This window comes from Citrobacter sp. Cb031, assembly GCF_030336725.1.
GTDB lineage: Bacteria > Pseudomonadota > Gammaproteobacteria > Enterobacterales > Enterobacteriaceae > Citrobacter > Citrobacter braakii.
This window is the reverse complement of sequence record NZ_JAOWDA010000022.1, coordinates 1-15,445: the sequence shown is the minus strand read 5'-3', so window position 1 is coordinate 15,445 and position 15,445 is coordinate 1. Positions and strand designations below refer to the sequence as shown.

General features: G+C 52.7%; 17 protein-coding genes and 1 pseudogene. 13 read left to right on the top strand and 5 right to left on the bottom strand.

The annotated features are described in order from the left end of the window. Window positions 1-70: 70 nt before the first annotated feature. The 4 genes and pseudogenes from OGV93_RS07500 to OGV93_RS07485 all read right to left on the bottom strand — a co-directional run bounded on the left by OGV93_RS07500 (window position 71) and on the right by OGV93_RS07485 (window position 4,283). Window positions 71-940 (bottom strand): phosphoribulokinase, encoded by an 870-nt coding sequence (locus OGV93_RS07500; RefSeq protein ID WP_003827751.1) that lies wholly within the window; start codon window positions 938-940, stop codon window positions 71-73. 53 nt (window positions 941-993) lie between these two features. Continuing rightward, window positions 994-1,212 carry a YheU family protein gene (locus tag OGV93_RS07495; RefSeq protein WP_003023615.1) on the bottom strand — a complete coding sequence of 73 codons (219 nt, stop codon included), beginning with the start codon at window positions 1,210-1,212 and terminating at the stop codon, window positions 994-996. Then, window positions 1,209-2,277, bottom strand: a pseudogene (locus OGV93_RS07490) (hydrolase). The gene OGV93_RS07495 and the pseudogene OGV93_RS07490 overlap by 4 nt, the downstream one beginning before the upstream one ends. A gap of 104 nt (window positions 2,278-2,381) precedes the next feature. After that, window positions 2,382-4,283 carry an ABC transporter ATP-binding protein gene (locus OGV93_RS07485; RefSeq protein WP_016154771.1) on the bottom strand — a complete coding sequence of 634 codons (1,902 nt, stop codon included), beginning with the start codon at window positions 4,281-4,283 and terminating at the stop codon, window positions 2,382-2,384. 132 nt (window positions 4,284-4,415) lie between these two features. Here OGV93_RS07485 and kefG point away from each other — a divergent pair, with 132 nt between their 5' ends. The 4 genes from kefG to slyD all read left to right on the top strand — a co-directional run bounded on the left by kefG (window position 4,416) and on the right by slyD (window position 7,681). Next, complete coding sequence (gene kefG / locus OGV93_RS07480; protein ID WP_287109532.1) at window positions 4,416-4,967, top strand: glutathione-regulated potassium-efflux system ancillary protein KefG; 552 nt, start codon at window positions 4,416-4,418, stop codon at window positions 4,965-4,967. Further along, window positions 4,967-6,772 (top strand): glutathione-regulated potassium-efflux system protein KefB, encoded by a 1,806-nt coding sequence (gene kefB, locus OGV93_RS07475; RefSeq protein WP_016154769.1) that lies wholly within the window; start codon window positions 4,967-4,969, stop codon window positions 6,770-6,772. The genes kefG and kefB overlap by 1 nt, the downstream gene beginning before the upstream one ends. An 8-nt stretch (window positions 6,773-6,780) precedes the next feature. Further along, window positions 6,781-6,981, top strand: coding sequence for a YheV family putative zinc ribbon protein (locus tag OGV93_RS07470; RefSeq protein WP_016154768.1), 201 nt, complete (start codon window positions 6,781-6,783; stop codon window positions 6,979-6,981). A gap of 94 nt (window positions 6,982-7,075) precedes the next feature. Next, window positions 7,076-7,681: a peptidylprolyl isomerase gene (slyD, locus tag OGV93_RS07465; RefSeq protein ID WP_003023634.1), complete on the top strand. Its 606-nt coding sequence runs from the start codon at window positions 7,076-7,078 to the stop codon at window positions 7,679-7,681. A gap of 49 nt (window positions 7,682-7,730) precedes the next feature. Here slyD and OGV93_RS07460 read toward each other — a convergent pair whose 3' ends face one another. Further along, the gene (locus tag OGV93_RS07460) at window positions 7,731-7,949 is read right to left on the bottom strand and encodes a protein SlyX (RefSeq protein ID WP_003023639.1); all 219 of its coding nucleotides are present in this window, start codon (window positions 7,947-7,949) and stop codon (window positions 7,731-7,733) included. A gap of 232 nt (window positions 7,950-8,181) precedes the next feature. Here OGV93_RS07460 and fkpA point away from each other — a divergent pair, with 232 nt between their 5' ends. The 9 genes from fkpA to tuf form a co-directional block, all read left to right on the top strand. Further along, a complete protein-coding gene (fkpA, locus tag OGV93_RS07455; RefSeq protein WP_016154767.1) occupies window positions 8,182-9,000 on the top strand; it encodes an FKBP-type peptidyl-prolyl cis-trans isomerase in 819 nt (272 codons plus the stop codon). A gap of 167 nt (window positions 9,001-9,167) precedes the next feature. Continuing rightward, the gene (locus OGV93_RS07450) at window positions 9,168-9,890 is read left to right on the top strand and encodes a helix-turn-helix transcriptional regulator (RefSeq protein WP_003023643.1); all 723 of its coding nucleotides are present in this window, start codon (window positions 9,168-9,170) and stop codon (window positions 9,888-9,890) included. Then, the gene (gene tusD, locus OGV93_RS07445) at window positions 9,890-10,276 is read left to right on the top strand and encodes a sulfurtransferase complex subunit TusD (protein ID WP_137352408.1); all 387 of its coding nucleotides are present in this window, start codon (window positions 9,890-9,892) and stop codon (window positions 10,274-10,276) included. Before OGV93_RS07450 ends, tusD begins: the two co-directional genes overlap by 1 nt. Further along, window positions 10,276-10,635, top strand: coding sequence for a sulfurtransferase complex subunit TusC (tusC, locus tag OGV93_RS07440; protein ID WP_153689958.1), 360 nt, complete (start codon window positions 10,276-10,278; stop codon window positions 10,633-10,635). Before tusD ends, tusC begins: the two co-directional genes overlap by 1 nt. 7 nt (window positions 10,636-10,642) lie before the next feature. Then, the gene (gene tusB / locus OGV93_RS07435) at window positions 10,643-10,930 is read left to right on the top strand and encodes a sulfurtransferase complex subunit TusB (protein WP_016157620.1); all 288 of its coding nucleotides are present in this window, start codon (window positions 10,643-10,645) and stop codon (window positions 10,928-10,930) included. A 125-nt stretch (window positions 10,931-11,055) separates the two neighbouring features. Beyond that, window positions 11,056-11,430, top strand: a complete 375-nt coding sequence (gene rpsL / locus OGV93_RS07430) for a 30S ribosomal protein S12 (RefSeq protein WP_003023654.1) — start codon at window positions 11,056-11,058, stop codon at window positions 11,428-11,430. A gap of 95 nt (window positions 11,431-11,525) precedes the next feature. Then, window positions 11,526-11,996, top strand: a complete 471-nt coding sequence (rpsG, locus tag OGV93_RS07425; RefSeq protein ID WP_016154763.1) for a 30S ribosomal protein S7 — start codon at window positions 11,526-11,528, stop codon at window positions 11,994-11,996. Between the two features lie 96 nt (window positions 11,997-12,092). Then, complete coding sequence (fusA, locus tag OGV93_RS07420) at window positions 12,093-14,207, top strand: elongation factor G (protein ID WP_016154762.1); 2,115 nt, start codon at window positions 12,093-12,095, stop codon at window positions 14,205-14,207. Window positions 14,208-14,276: 69 nt separating this feature from the next. Continuing rightward, the coding region (gene tuf / locus OGV93_RS07415; RefSeq protein WP_049014834.1) for an elongation factor Tu at window positions 14,277-15,445 on the top strand (1,169 nt) is incomplete at its 3' end.

Sequence of the window (15,445 nt, the reverse complement as noted above, 5' to 3'; positions counted from 1 at the left end):
TTATCAGGCCTACAGGATATAAACGCGTAGGCCGGATAAGGCATCAGCCGCCATCCGGCAAAATAACACCTTACTCTATCTTTTTGCCTTCCATCAGTCGCTGGACCAGCGGCAGCATAATCAATTCCATCGCCAAACCCATTTTCCCGCCCGGAACAACCAACGTATTGATGTGGGAAATGAATGATCCCTGCAGCATGGCCAGTAGCCACGGGAAGTCGATCCCTTCCAGGTTCCGAAAATGAATCACGACAAAGCTTTCATCCAGTGATGGAATACTTTTGGCGGCAAAGGGGTTGGAGGTATCGACGGTCGGTACGCGCTGGAAGTTAATATGCGTACGGGAAAACTGCGGCGTAATGTAATTGATGTAATCGTCCATTGAGCGCACCACCGAGTCCATCACCGCTTCGCGCGAGTGTCCCCGCTCGCTGGTATCGCGGGTCAGCTTCTGAATCCATTCCAGGTTCACGATCGGCACTACGCCAACCAGCAGATCGACATGCCGGGCCACGTTTTGCTGTGGGGTTACGACGCCGCCGTGCAGTCCTTCATAGAACAGGACATCCGTCGGTTCAGGCAGCGGCTGCCAGGGCGTAAATGTACCCGGAACCTGATTCCACGGTACGGCCTCATCGTAGGTGTGCAGATATTTTCGCGACTGACCTTTGCCCGTCTGGCCGTATTCGATGAAGGTTTGCTCCAGCAGACCGAAGTCATTAGCTTCGGGGCCGAAATAGCTGATATGCCGCCCGGCATCACGCGCTTTGCGAATCGCCATGTCCATTTCCGGACGGGTATAACGATGAAAACTGTCACCTTCCACCTCGGCGGCGCGCAGATTTAACTGCGCGAAAATTTTACGAAACGCGAGGCTGGTGGTGGTGGTCCCCGCGCCGCTGGACCCTGTTACCGCAATCACCGGATGTTTGGCAGACATAACAACTCCATGAATAGGTTGAATTTTTATTATAGTCGGCCGTCGGTTACGGATTACTCGTGAATCTGCTTCCTCGGCATAATGTTGACCGTTTCATGCAGTTCTGACCATACCAGCACGGCTTCACCAGATTGTAGTTGGCGTTTGACGTCGGCGACTTTTTGTTCGAGCGAGCGTTCATGTTCACCATAATCGGTGCCTTCGCGCAAGACAAAGCTTTCAATCAGATTGTCCAGCGCGTCCGGGGAGATATCTTGCCAGGGGATGATCATGATGATGCCTCCAGATACGTTGTCAGCCAGTCCGGGATTCTGGATTCCAGCCACATCTCAGGACGGCGCACCGTACCGCCAATGAATCCGACGTGGCCGCCGTGTTCCGTCAGTTGATACTCTACCTGTGAGGGCAGATTTTCCGGTTTAGGGATCACGTGATGATCCATAAACGGATCGTCTTTGGCATGGATAATCAGCGTGGGTTTGGCGATCTGGTTGAGCAACGGCATAGCACTACACTGACGGTAATAGTCTATAGCATCGGCGAAACCGTGGATTTTAGCGGTGATCAGATCGTCAAAATCGCGAATGCGACGCAGAGATTTCAACTGGCCCAGACTCACCGGCAGCGATCCTGGATACGCCTCTAGCTTACGCGAGGCATTGGCTTTCAACAGGTTTAGCAGGTAGCGCTGATAGACCCGGGAGAATCCCTTGTCCATATGGTAACTACAGGCTTCCAGCACGAAAGGCGCGGAAACGATAACCGCGGCATCAATTGGAATCTCAGTACCTTCTTTTGCCAGCAGGCAGGCCAGCATGTTTCCACCGAGCGAATAGCCTACCGCCGCGGTCGGCACGCGACCGAACTCACGTGCCAGCCAGTGTAAAAACCAGGTGCCATCTTCTGTTTCACCGGAGTGATAAATACGGTTCAGACGATTGGGTTCGCCGCTGCAGCCGCGAAAATGCATCACCACGCCCAGCCAGCCGCGCTTTTGCGCTGCTTCAATCAGGCCATGTGCGTACGGGCTGTTCAGACTGCCTTCCAGACCGTGAAAAACCACCAGGCGCGGTTTGTGTTTCGCCTGTTGCGGATCTTCACTCCATGCCAGATCGACAAAATCACCGTCGGGCAATTCCAGACGCTGCCAGTGGGCGTCGAACTTCACCTTGCGGCGAATTAAACGCGGCAGCATCGTCTGCAGATGGCGGTTACTAATACCGCGCATCGGACGGAATTCTCGTGAATCGTCGGTAGGTGGAGTTATTTCTGTGGACGTGATTTCAACCATAACACCAGAGCAATTAATAATCGGAAAGAATAACTATACCGCGCACAGCGCGTGCGGGTTAGCCAATATGTGATTTTGTCGCGAGTCAGTCAGCAGGCAATCATCGGCTATAGTGCCGGATGGCGGCTTCGCCTTATCCGGCACTCATGATTACTCGGCCAGCATCTGCTCAAGCTGTTCCTGAGCCTCCAGCCAGGCCATCTCGCACTCTTCCAGTCCGGATTTCGCACTGGCCTGCTGCTGCAAGCATGCCGTGAGTTCGGCTTTGCGGCTTTGGTCGTACAGTTCGCTATCGCCGAGTTTTTCTTCCGCTTGTGCCAACTGTGCGTGTAGTTTCTCCATCTCTTTTTCCAGACGGGTAATCTCTTTACGTAGCGGTTGCGTCAGGGTGCGCAGTTCAGCTTCGCGACGCTTCTGGTCTTTACGTGCCTGGGCGCTGTTAACGCTCTCTTTTACCGGTTCGTCGCTCTGGTTTTCCTGTTTTTGCACATCGCTCAGCCACTGCTGATAATCCTCAAGATCGCCATCAAACGGCTCGACTTTCTTGTCGTGCACCAGATAGAGGTCATCGGTAGTAGAGCGAATCAGGTGACGGTCGTGCGAGACCACAACCAGCGCGCCTTCGAAATCGATCAGCGCTTCGGTCAGCGCCTGACGCATATCCAAATCCAGGTGGTTGGTCGGTTCATCAAGCAGCAGCAGGTTCGGGCGCTGCCAGACGATCAATGCCAGCACCAGACGCGCTTTTTCACCTCCGGAGAAGCGGCGAGTCTCTTCGCTGACTTTATCGCCCTGGAAGCCGAATCCGCCGAGGTAGTCTCGCAGTTTCTGCTCCAACTCCTGCGGCGCCATGCGCGCAAGGTGCTGAATCGGTGATTCATCGGCGCGTAAAAACTCCAGCTGGTGCTGTGCGAAGTAACCCAGCTTGATGCCTTTTGCCAGGCCAATCTCGCCGCTGATGGGGGCCAGTTCGCCGGCCAGCAGCTTAATCAGCGTAGATTTACCCGCGCCGTTGCGTCCGAGCAGGCCGATGCGAGACCCCGGTACCAGATTCAGTTTGATCGAATCGAGAATGACGCGGTCGCCGTAGCCGGCGCTGACCTTTTCCATCTTTAACAGCGGGTTCGGCAGGCTTTCCGGCTCGCGGAAGCTGAAGTGGAACGGGTTGTCCACGTGCGCAGGGGCAATCAGCTCCATACGTTCCAGCATTTTGATACGGCTCTGCGCCTGCTTTGCTTTGGTGGCTTTGGCGCGGAAACGATCGATATAGCTTTGCAGATGCGCCACGCGCTCCTGCTGGCTTTCGTACATTGCCTGTTGCTGTGCGAGGCGGGTCGCTCGCTGGATTTCAAACGCGCTGTAGTTGCCGGTGTACTCGAACATCGTTTGCTGTTCGATATGAATAATTTTATCCACCACCGGGTCGAGGAAGTCGCGGTCGTGGGAGATCAAAATCAGCGTGCCCTGATAGCTTTTCAGCCATCTTTCCAGCCAGATCACCGCGTCGAGATCGAGGTGGTTGGTCGGTTCATCGAGCAGCAGCAGGTCTGAACGGCAAATCAGCGCCTGAGCCAGGTTGAGACGCATACGCCAGCCACCGGAAAAATCGCTGACGGGACGTTCAAGCTGTTCGTTGGAGAAGCCGAGGCCATGCAGCAGGCTGGCGGCGCGTGAGCGCACAGTCCAGGCGTCGATGGCATCCAGCTTGCCATGGACGGTGGCAATGGCGTGTCCATCGTTACGTTCGTTGGCATCGTTCAACTGTGCTTCCAGTTGACGATACTCGCGGTCGCCGTCAATCACATACTCCAACGCCGGCTGTGGCAACGCAGGCGTTTCCTGATTAACCCACGCGAGCTGCCAGTTTCCCGGATAGGTAAATCCTCCGGCGTCGGCGCTGAGTTCATTTTTCAGCAATGCCAGCAGGGTAGATTTACCGCAGCCATTTTTACCTACCAGGCCAACTTTCTGCCCTGGATTAATGGTGGCCGTGGCATTTTCCAGCAAGACGCGCACGCCGCGACGAATTTGTAACGATGAGAAAACAATCATAAGGCGCCGTATGTTCAGACTATGTTAATTTATCATTATGATAATGTAATGTGTGGGCTATTTGCCGCACCGAGGCGCAATGGTAGCCCAAAACGTCGAAAATAGACAAAAGACAAAACCGGGAGGGGGATGATGTTCCAGCCAGCGAAAGTCTTGCTGCTGTATGCCCATCCGGAATCTCAGGACTCGGTCGCGAACCGGGTACTGCTTAAACCGGCCACGCAGCTCAGCAATGTTACCGTGCACGACCTGTACGCGCACTATCCTGACTTTTTTATCGACATTCCGCATGAGCAGGCGCTGCTGCGCGAGCATGATGTGATTGTTTTTCAGCATCCGCTCTACACCTATAGCTGCCCGGCGTTGTTAAAGGAGTGGCTTGACCGCGTACTGAGCCGAGGATTTGCCAGCGGCCCCGGGGGGAATCAACTGGCGGGAAAGTACTGGCGGAGCGTTATCACTACCGGAGAGCCGGAAAGCGCCTACCGCTATGACGCGCTAAACCGTTATCCAATGAGCGATGTACTGCGCCCTTTTGAGCTAACGGCCGGTATGTGCCGCATGCACTGGATGAGCCCTATCATTGTCTACTGGGCCAGACGGCAAACGAAACAGGAGCTGGACAGCCATGCGAAAGCGTATGGTGACTGGCTGGCGAATCCGATCCCTGTGGGAGGCCGCTGATGGAAGGTTCTGATTTATTGACTGCCGGCGTGTTGTTCCTCTTCGCGGCGGTGGCTGCCGTTCCGCTGGCCTCAAAGCTGGGTATCGGTCCGGTGCTGGGTTACTTGCTGGCGGGGATTGCTATCGGCCCATGGGGATTAGGGTTCATCAGCGATGTGGATGAAATCTTACACTTTTCCGAACTGGGCGTAGTTTTTCTGATGTTCATCATTGGGCTGGAACTTAATCCAGCCAAACTGTGGCAATTGCGGCGTTCAATTTTTGGCGTCGGCGCCGCGCAGGTGATGCTAAGCGCGGTCGTGCTGGCAGGGCTACTGATGCTTACAGCGTTCTCCTGGCAGGCAGCAGTGGTTGGCGGCATTGGTCTGGCGATGTCATCGACTGCTATGGCGCTACAGTTGATGCGCGAAAAGGGCATGAATCGCAGTGAATCCGGACAGCTGGGCTTTTCGGTGTTGCTGTTTCAGGATCTGGCGGTGATCCCCGCGTTGGCGCTGGTTCCGCTGCTGGCGGGGTCTGCTGACGAACATTTTGACTGGATCAAAGTGGGGATGAAGGTGCTGGCCTTTGCCGGCATGCTGATTGGCGGGCGCTATTTGCTGCGTCCGGTTTTCCGCTTTATTGCGGATTCTGGCGTGCGGGAAGTGTTCACCGCCGCCACGCTGCTGTTAGTGCTGGGTTCTGCTTTATTTATGGATGCGCTGGGTCTGTCGATGGCGCTGGGGACCTTTATCGCGGGCGTTCTGCTGGCGGAAAGCGAATACCGACATGAGCTGGAAACGGCAATCGATCCGTTTAAAGGCCTGTTGCTTGGCCTGTTTTTTATCTCCGTAGGTATGTCGCTTAACCTTGGCGTGCTCTATACCCATATTTTGTGGGTGGCGGCGAGCGTGATGGTGCTGGTGGTCGTAAAAATGCTGGTGCTGTATGTACTGGCGCGTCTTAACGGCATGAGAAGCTCAGAACGGATGCAGTTTGCCGGGGTTTTAAGTCAGGGCGGTGAATTCGCTTTCGTGCTGTTTTCAACGGCCTCTTCCCAACGGCTGTTTCAGGGTGACCAAATGGCGCTGTTGTTGGTGACCGTCACGCTGTCGATGATGACCACGCCGCTGGTGATGAAGTTGATTGATAAATGGCTCTCCCGCCAGTTTAACGGCACGGATGAAGAAGATGAAAAACCCTGGGTGGAAGATGATAAACCGCAGGTGATTGTGGTGGGTTTCGGGCGCTTTGGTCAGGTTATTGGTCGTCTGTTGATGGCCAATAAAATGCGTATTACCGTCCTGGAAAGAGATATCAGCGCAGTGAATTTAATGCGCAAATATGGCTATAAGGTCTATTACGGTGATGCCACGCAGGTGGATCTGTTGCGTTCCGCGGGTGCAGAAGCCGCACAGTCTATTGTTATTACCTGTAATGAACCTGAAGACACTATGAAGCTGGTGGAGCTGTGCCAACAGTATTTTCCGCATTTGCATATTCTTGCGCGTGCGCGCGGACGTGTAGAGGCGCATGAGTTATTACAGGCTGGTGTGACGCAGTTTTCCCGCGAAACATTTTCCAGTGCGCTGGAGTTAGGGCGAAAAACGCTGGTTACGCTAGGGATGCATCCGCACCAGGCTCAGCGCGCTCAGCTGCATTTTCGGCGGCTGGATATGCGCATGTTGCGGGAACTGATCCCCATGCACACGGATACGGTACAAATCTCCCGAGCCAGGGAAGCCCGGCGCGAGCTTGAGGAGATTTTCCAACGAGAGATGCAGCAAGAGCGACGTCAGCTGGATGGCTGGGATGAATTTGAGTAGAGGTAACCATGGCAATTCGTAAACGTTTTATCGCAGGCGCAAAATGTCCGTCCTGCCAGGCGCAGGATACGCTGGCGATGTGGCGCGAAAATAATATCGATATTGTTGAGTGTGTTAAGTGCGGTCATCAGATGCGGGAAGCGGATAAAGAGGCGCGCGAGCACGTTCGCAAAGAAGAGCAAGTGATCGGGATTTTTCATCCGGACTAGCGATATGGCGCAGCTTTTTTTAAGCTAGAGGGTACACGGGTGCAGAATTCCGCTACAATCTGCGCCACTATTCTTTCCATGCTCAGGAGATATCATGAAAGTAGCAAAGGACCTGGTGGTCAGCCTGGCCTATCAGGTACGTACAGAAGACGGTGTGTTGGTTGATGAGTCTCCGGTGAGTGCACCGCTGGACTACCTGCATGGTCACGGTTCCCTGATTTCTGGCCTGGAAACAGCGCTGGACGGTCATGAAGTTGGCGACAAATTCGATGTTGCTGTTGGCGCAAACGACGCATACGGTCAGTACGACGAAAACCTGGTGCAGCGCGTTCCTAAAGACGTCTTCATGGGCGTTGACGAACTTCAGGTTGGCATGCGTTTCCTGGCTGAAACTGACCAGGGTCCAGTACCGGTAGAAATTACCGAAGTGGAAGACGACCACGTTGTGGTTGACGGTAACCACATGCTGGCTGGCCAGAATCTGAAATTCAACGTAGAAGTTGTCGCTATCCGCGAAGCGACCGAAGAAGAGCTGGCTCACGGCCACGTTCACGGTGCGCACGGTCACGACCACGATCATGACCACGGTCATGACGGTTGCTGCGGTGGTCACGGTCACGACCATGGTCACGAGCACGGTGGCGAAGGCTGCTGCGGCGGTGGCGGTAAAGGTAACGGCGGCGGTTGCGGTTGCCACTAATCGTTATACGGCATAAAAAAAAGCGGGAATATCCCGCTTTTTTTATGTCTCAATAATGTGGCGGCGGGGTCTCTTCAGACTGCGACGCGATGTGGGACGGCTGCGTTGCCTTGAGCTTCTCCGTCAATAAACGCAGATGGTCGCGGAGTTTTGCCATTTCCAGTTCATGCGCGGTCACCGTCACGTTGAGCTCTTCAATGGTTATCTCCTGAAATGCCAGGCGACTTTCCAGTTCAGCCAGGCGAGTTTCCATTGTTGTATCCTGCATGATTCACCTCTTTCTTTTTTCTCCGGCAGATCGCGGACTGCGGCGAATTCTACTTAACTTTGCCTGTTTGCACAGCACTCAATCTTCGGTCACGAAACTAATTTAAACAAAAAGAGTCTGAAAAGTGGTGATAATAGGGCGTGCCCGTATGTTGATTTGTTCTGCAACGCTTTATAGTACATTTTTATGTTAGCTAACCTTGGGGTGAGATGCCCCGGCCCTGGAGATATGGATGAAATCACTGTTTAAAGTAACGCTGCTGGCGACCACAATGGCTGTTGCTCTGCATGCCCCGATCACCTTCGCTGCTGACGCTGCGAAACCAGCCGCTACTGCTGACAGCAAAGCAGCATTCAAGAATGACGACCAAAAAGCCGCTTACGCGCTGGGCGCGTCCCTGGGTCGTTATATGGAAAACTCTCTGAAAGAGCAGGAAAAACTGGGCATCAAACTGGATAAAGATCAGCTGATCGCTGGCGTTCAGGATGCGTTTGCAGACAAGAGCAAACTGTCTGACCAGGAAATCGAACAAACTCTGCAGGCGTTTGAAGCACGCGTGAAGAGCTCCGCTCAGGCGAAAATGGAAAAAGACGCGGCTGACAATGAAGCCAAAGGTAAAGTTTACCGCGAGAAATTTGCTAAAGAGAAGGGCGTTAAAACCTCTTCTACTGGCCTGGTCTATAAAGTAGAGAAAGAAGGTACCGGCGCTGCACCGAAAGATAGCGATACCGTGGTAGTCAACTACAAAGGTACGCTGATTGATGGTAAAGAGTTTGATAACTCTTATACCCGCGGTGAGCCGCTCTCTTTCCGTCTTGACGGTGTTATCCCAGGCTGGACCGAAGGCCTGAAAAACATCAAGAAAGGCGGCAAAATCCAGCTGGTTATCCCGCCGGATCTGGCTTACGGCAAAACCGGCGTACCGGGCATTCCGGCTAACTCTACGCTGGTCTTTGATGTTGAACTGTTAGACATCAAACCGGCACCGAAGGCCGATGCGCAGCCAGATGCTGCACCGGCAGCTAAAGCTGCGGACAGCAGCAAAAAGTAAGTAACCAGATACCGCCGCCCACAGGGCGGCGGTTTTTTATTATCGACAGGATATAATTAATACTGGAAAGCGCCTTGTGCGCTGTATTACTTTAGATGCCCCTATAATAGTGATGAGCCTGCCCTGACAACATAACGACAGGCTCCTGAAAAGGAGTGCTTTTTTTCATGTCCAGGTCGCTTTTAACCAACGAAACCAGTGAGCTAGATTTACTGGATCAACGTCCTTTCGATCAAACCGATTTCGATATCCTCAAATCCTACGAAGCGGTTGTGGACGGGTTGGCGATGCTCATTGGTTCCCATTGTGAAATCGTATTGCACTCTTTGCAGGATTTGAAATGCTCGGCCATCCGCATTGCTAACGGTGAACACACGGGCCGCAAAATTGGCTCGCCGATTACTGACCTTGCGTTGCGTATGCTGCATGATATGACGGGTGCGGATAGCAGCGTGTCGAAGTGTTACTTCACACGTGCGAAAAGCGGTGTCTTGATGAAGTCGGTGACGATTGCCATTCGCAACCGTGAGCATCGCGTGATTGGTCTGCTGTGCATCAACATGAACCTTGATGTTCCATTCTCGCAGATAATGAATACCTTTATCCCACCGGAAACCCCGGAAGTGGGTTCTGCCGTTAACTTCGCTTCTTCGGTGGAAGACCTGGTTACCCAAACGTTGGAATTCACGATTGAAGAAGTGAATGCCGATCGTAATGTTTCCAACAATGCCAAGAATCGCCAGATTGTCCTGAATCTGTATGAGAAAGGTATCTTCGATATTAAAGATGCCATTAACCAGGTCGCCGATCGGCTGAACATCTCCAAGCACACGGTTTACCTCTATATTCGTCAGTTCAAAAGCGGCGATTTCCAGGGGCAAGACAAGTAATGCGTTTTGCCATTATGGTGACGGGGCCAGCTTATGGCACGCAGCAGGCGAGCAGCGCGTTGCAATTTGCTCATGCGTTACTCAAAGAAGGGCATGAGCTATGCAGCGTCTTTTTCTATCGTGAAGGTGTGTATAACGCCAACTTCCTGACTTCGCCCGCCAGTGATGAATATGATCTGGTGCGGGCCTGGCAACAGCTGAACCAGCAGTATGGCGTGACGCTGAATATCTGCGTAGCTGCGGCGCTGCGTCGCGGCGTCGTTGATGAAACAGAAGCGAAGCGACTGGGACTGGCAGGGGCTAATTTACAATCAGGTTTTAACCTCAGCGGGCTGGGTTCGCTGGCTGAGGCATCCCTGACCTGCGATCGCGTGGTGCAGTTTTAATGAAACGTGTTGCTTTTGTCTTTTCTACCGTGCCGCATGGCAGTTCGTCTGGCCGCGAAGGGTTAGATGCCTTACTGGCGACATCGGCGTTAACGGAAGACCTCGGCGTATTTTTTATCGGCGATGGCGTTTTTCAAATCCTCCAGGGACAACAGCCGGATGTCGTGCTGGCTCGCGACTATATTGCAACCTTCAAGCTGTTAGGGTTGTACGATATCGATCAATGTTGGCTTTGTGCCGCCTCGTTACGCGAGCGGGGCCTCCAGCAGGGGGGGGATTTTGTGGTCGATGCGACAGCGTTAGAACCGGAAGATTTACGCCGTGAGCTAGGCAACTATGACGTCATTTTAAGGTTTTGAGATACTCATGCTGCACACATTACATCGCTCCGCGTGGCTTACCGATTTCTCCTCTCTTCTTCGCCTGATTGATAAAGACGATGAACTTTTATTGCTTCAGGATGGCGTGACCGCGGCAATAGAAGGGAGCCGTTTCCTTGAAAGTCTGCAAAATGCCTCCATTAAGGTCTATGTACTGGAAGAAGACATTAAAGCTCGCGGCTTAGGTGGTCAAATTTCAGACAGTGTCGTCAGGGTTAGCTATACTGACTTCGTCAGACTTACGGTGAAGCATCCCAGCCAGATGTCCTGGTAATTGTGGGATCGTTGTATATTTCTTGACACCTTTTCGACACCGACCTAAAATTCTGCGTCCTCATATTGTATGAGGTCGTTTTATTACGTGTTTACGAAGCGAAAGCTACAACCAGGAGCTATTTAATGGCAACAGTTAACCAGCTGGTACGCAAACCACGCGCACGCAAAGTTGCAAAGAGCAACGTGCCTGCACTGGAAGCATGCCCGCAGAAACGTGGCGTATGTACTCGTGTATATACTACCACTCCTAAAAAACCAAACTCCGCACTGCGTAAAGTATGCCGTGTGCGTTTGACTAACGGTTTTGAAGTGACTTCCTACATCGGTGGTGAAGGTCACAACCTGCAGGAGCACTCCGTGATCCTGATCCGTGGCGGTCGTGTAAAAGACCTCCCGGGTGTTCGTTACCACACCGTTCGCGGTGCGCTTGACTGCTCCGGCGTTAAAGACCGTAAGCAATCACGCTCCAAGTATGGCGTGAAACGTCCTAAGGCTTAATGGTTCTCCGTTAAGTAAGGCCAAACGTTTTATATTAATGTCAAACTAAACTCGTAGAGTTTTGGACAATCCTGAATTAACAACGGAGTATTCCCATGCCACGTCGTCGCGTCATTGGTCAGCGTAAAATTCTGCCGGATCCTAAGTTCGGATCAGAGCTGCTGGCTAAATTTGTAAATATCCTGATGGTAGATGGTAAAAAATCTACTGCAGAAACCATCGTATACAGCGCGCTGGAGACCCTGGCTCAGCGTTCTGGTAAAGATGGCCTGGAAGCTTTTGAAGTAGCCCTTGAAAACGTGCGTCCGACTGTCGAAGTTAAGTCTCGCCGCGTTGGTGGTTCTACTTATCAGGTTCCAGTTGAAGTCCGTCCGGTTCGCCGTAATGCCCTGGCAATGCGTTGGATCGTTGAAGCTGCTCGTAAACGCGGTGATAAATCCATGGCTCTGCGCCTGGCGAACGAACTTTCTGATGCTGCAGAAAACAAAGGTACTGCAGTTAAGAAACGTGAAGACGTTCACCGTATGGCAGAAGCCAACAAGGCGTTCGCACACTACCGTTGGTAATCCCTTCGGAGTTTTAGTCACCAGGCGGGCGCTTCTAGTAAGCAGCCCGCTTTGGGCTACTTAAATTGAACGCCTAAAAGATAAACGAGGAATCAAATGGCTCGTACAACACCCATCGCGCGCTACCGTAATATCGGTATCAGTGCGCACATCGACGCCGGTAAAACCACTACTACCGAACGTATTCTGTTCTACACCGGTGTAAACCATAAAATCGGTGAAGTTCATGACGGCGCAGCCACCATGGACTGGATGGAACAGGAGCAGGAGCGTGGTATTACTATCACCTCCGCAGCGACTACTGCATTCTGGTCTGGTATGGCTAAGCAGTATGAACCGCATCGCGTAAACATCATCGACACCCCGGGGCACGTTGACTTCACTATCGAAGTAGAACGTTCCATGCGTGTGCTTGATGGTGCAGTAATGGTTTACTGCGCAGTTGGTGGTGTTCAGCCTCAGTCTGAAACCGTATGGCGTCAGGCAAACAAATATAAAGTTCCACGCATTGCGTTCGTTAACAAAATGGACCGTATGGGTGCGAACTTCCTGAAAGTTGTTGGTCAGATCAAAACCCGTCTGGGCGCGAACCCTGTTCCGCTGCAGTTGGCGATTGGCGCTGAAGAAGCGTTCACCGGTGTTGTTGACCTGGTGAAAATGAAAGCCATCAACTGGAACGAAGAAGATGCAGGCGTAACCTTCACTTATGAAGATATCCCGGCTGACATGCAGGAACTGGCTGAAGAATGGCACCAGAACCTGATCGAGTCCGCTGCGGAAGCTTCAGAAGAGCTGATGGAGAAATACCTGGGTGGTGAAGAACTGACTGAAGAAGAGATCAAAAAAGCTCTGCGTCAGCGCGTTCTGAACAACGAAATCATCCTGGTAACCTGTGGTTCTGCGTTCAAGAACAAAGGTGTTCAGGCGATGCTGGATGCGGTAATTGATTACCTGCCATCCCCAGTCGACGTACCTGCGATCAACGGTATTCTGGACGACGGTAAAGATACTCCGGCTGAGCGTCATGCTAGCGATGAAGAGCCGTTTGCTGCTCTGGCATTCAAAATCGCTACCGACCCGTTCGTGGGTAACCTGACCTTCTTCCGCGTGTACTCTGGTGTAGTTAACTCCGGTGACACCATCCTGAACTCAGTGAAAACTGCACGCGAGCGTTTTGGCCGTATCGTACAGATGCACGCTAACAAACGTGAAGAGATCAAAGAAGTTCGCGCGGGCGATATCGCTGCTGCTATCGGTCTGAAAGACGTGACCACTGGTGACACTCTGTGTGACCCGGATCACCCGATCATTCTGGAGCGTATGGAATTCCCTGAGCCGGTAATCTCCATCGCGGTAGAACCGAAAACCAAAGCTGACCAGGAAAAAATGGGTCTGGCTCTGGGCCGTCTGGCTAAAGAAGACCCGTCATTCCGCGTTTGGACTGACGAAGAATCTAACCAGACCATTATCGCCGGTATGGGTGAGCTGCACCTCGACATCATCGTTGACCGTATGAAGCGTGAATTCAACGTTGAAGCGAACGTCGGTAAACCTCAGGTTGCTTACCGTGAAGCGATTCGCGCGAAAGTTACCGATATCGAAGGTAAACACGCTAAGCAGTCTGGTGGTCGCGGTCAGTACGGTCATGTTGTTATCGACATGTACCCGCTGGAGCCGGGTTCAAACCCGAAAGGCTACGAGTTCATCAACGACATCAAAGGTGGTGTAATTCCTGGCGAATACATCCCGGCCGTTGATAAAGGCATCCAGGAACAGCTGAAATCTGGCCCGCTGGCTGGTTACCCGGTTGTTGATCTGGGCGTGCGTCTGCACTTCGGTTCTTACCATGACGTTGACTCCTCTGAGCTGGCGTTTAAACTGGCCGCTTCTATCGCCTTCAAAGATGGCTTTAAGAAAGCGAAACCAGTTCTGCTTGAGCCTATCATGAAGGTTGAAGTAGAGACTCCGGAAGAGAACACCGGTGACGTAATCGGTGACTTGAGCCGCCGTCGTGGTATGCTTCGTGGTCAGGAATCCAACGTCACTGGCGTTGTTATCCATGCTGAAGTTCCGCTGTCTGAAATGTTCGGATATGCAACCCAGCTGCGTTCTCTGACCAAAGGCCGTGCTTCTTACTCCATGGAGTTCCTGAAGTACGACGATGCGCCGAACAACGTTGCTCAGGCCGTTATTGAAGCCCGTGGTAAATAAGCCACAGGATTAAAACCTAAGTCCCGTGCTCTCTCCCCAGGGGAGAGCACTATAGTAAGGAATATAGCCGTGTCTAAAGAAAAATTTGAACGTACAAAACCGCACGTTAACGTCGGCACCATCGGCCACGTTGACCACGGTAAAACTACCCTGACCGCTGCAATCACCACCGTACTGGCTAAAACCTACGGCGGTGCTGCTCGTGCATTCGACCAGATCGATAACGCGCCGGAAGAAAAAGCTCGTGGTATCACCATCAACACCTCTCACGTTGAATATGACACCCCGACTCGCCACTACGCACACGTAGACTGCCCGGGCCACGCCGACTATGTTAAAAACATGATCACCGGTGCTGCGCAGATGGACGGCGCGATCCTGGTTGTTGCTGCGACTGACGGCCCGATGCCGCAGACTCGTGAGCACATCCTGCTGGGTCGTCAGGTAGGCGTTCCGTACATCATCGTGTTCCTGAACAAATGCGACATGGTTGATGACGAAGAGCTGCTGGAACTGGTAGAAATGGAAGTTCGTGAACTTCTGTCTCAGTACGATTTCCCGGGCGACGACACTCCGATCGTTCGTGGTTCTGCTCTGAAAGCGCTGGAAGGCGAAGCAGAGTGGGAAGCGAAAATCATCGAACTGGCTGGCTTCCTGGATTCTTACATCCCGGAACCAGAGCGTGCGATTGACAAGCCGTTCCTGCTGCCTATCGAAGACGTATTCTCCATCTCCGGTCGTGGTACCGTTGTTACCGGTCGTGTAGAGCGCGGTATCATCAAAGTTGGTGAAGAAGTTGAAATCGTTGGTATCAAAGAGACTGCTAAGTCTACCTGTACTGGCGTTGAAATGTTCCGCAAACTGCTGGACGAAGGCCGTGCTGGTGAGAACGTTGGTGTTCTGCTGCGTGGTATCAAACGTGAAGAAATCGAACGTGGTCAGGTACTGGCTAAGCCGGGCTCTATCAAGCCGCACACCAAGTTCGAATCTGAAGTGTACATTCTGTCCAAAGACGAAGGCGGCCGTCATACTCCGTTCTTCAAAGGCTACCGTCCGCAGTTCTACTTCCGTACTACTGACGTGACTGGTACCATCGAACTGCCGGAAGGCGTTGAGATGGTAATGCCGGGCGACAACATCAAAATGGTTGTTACCCTGATCCACCCAATCGCGATGGACGACGGTCTGCGTTTCGCAATCCGTGAAGGCGGCCGTACTGTTGGTGCGGGCGTTGTTGC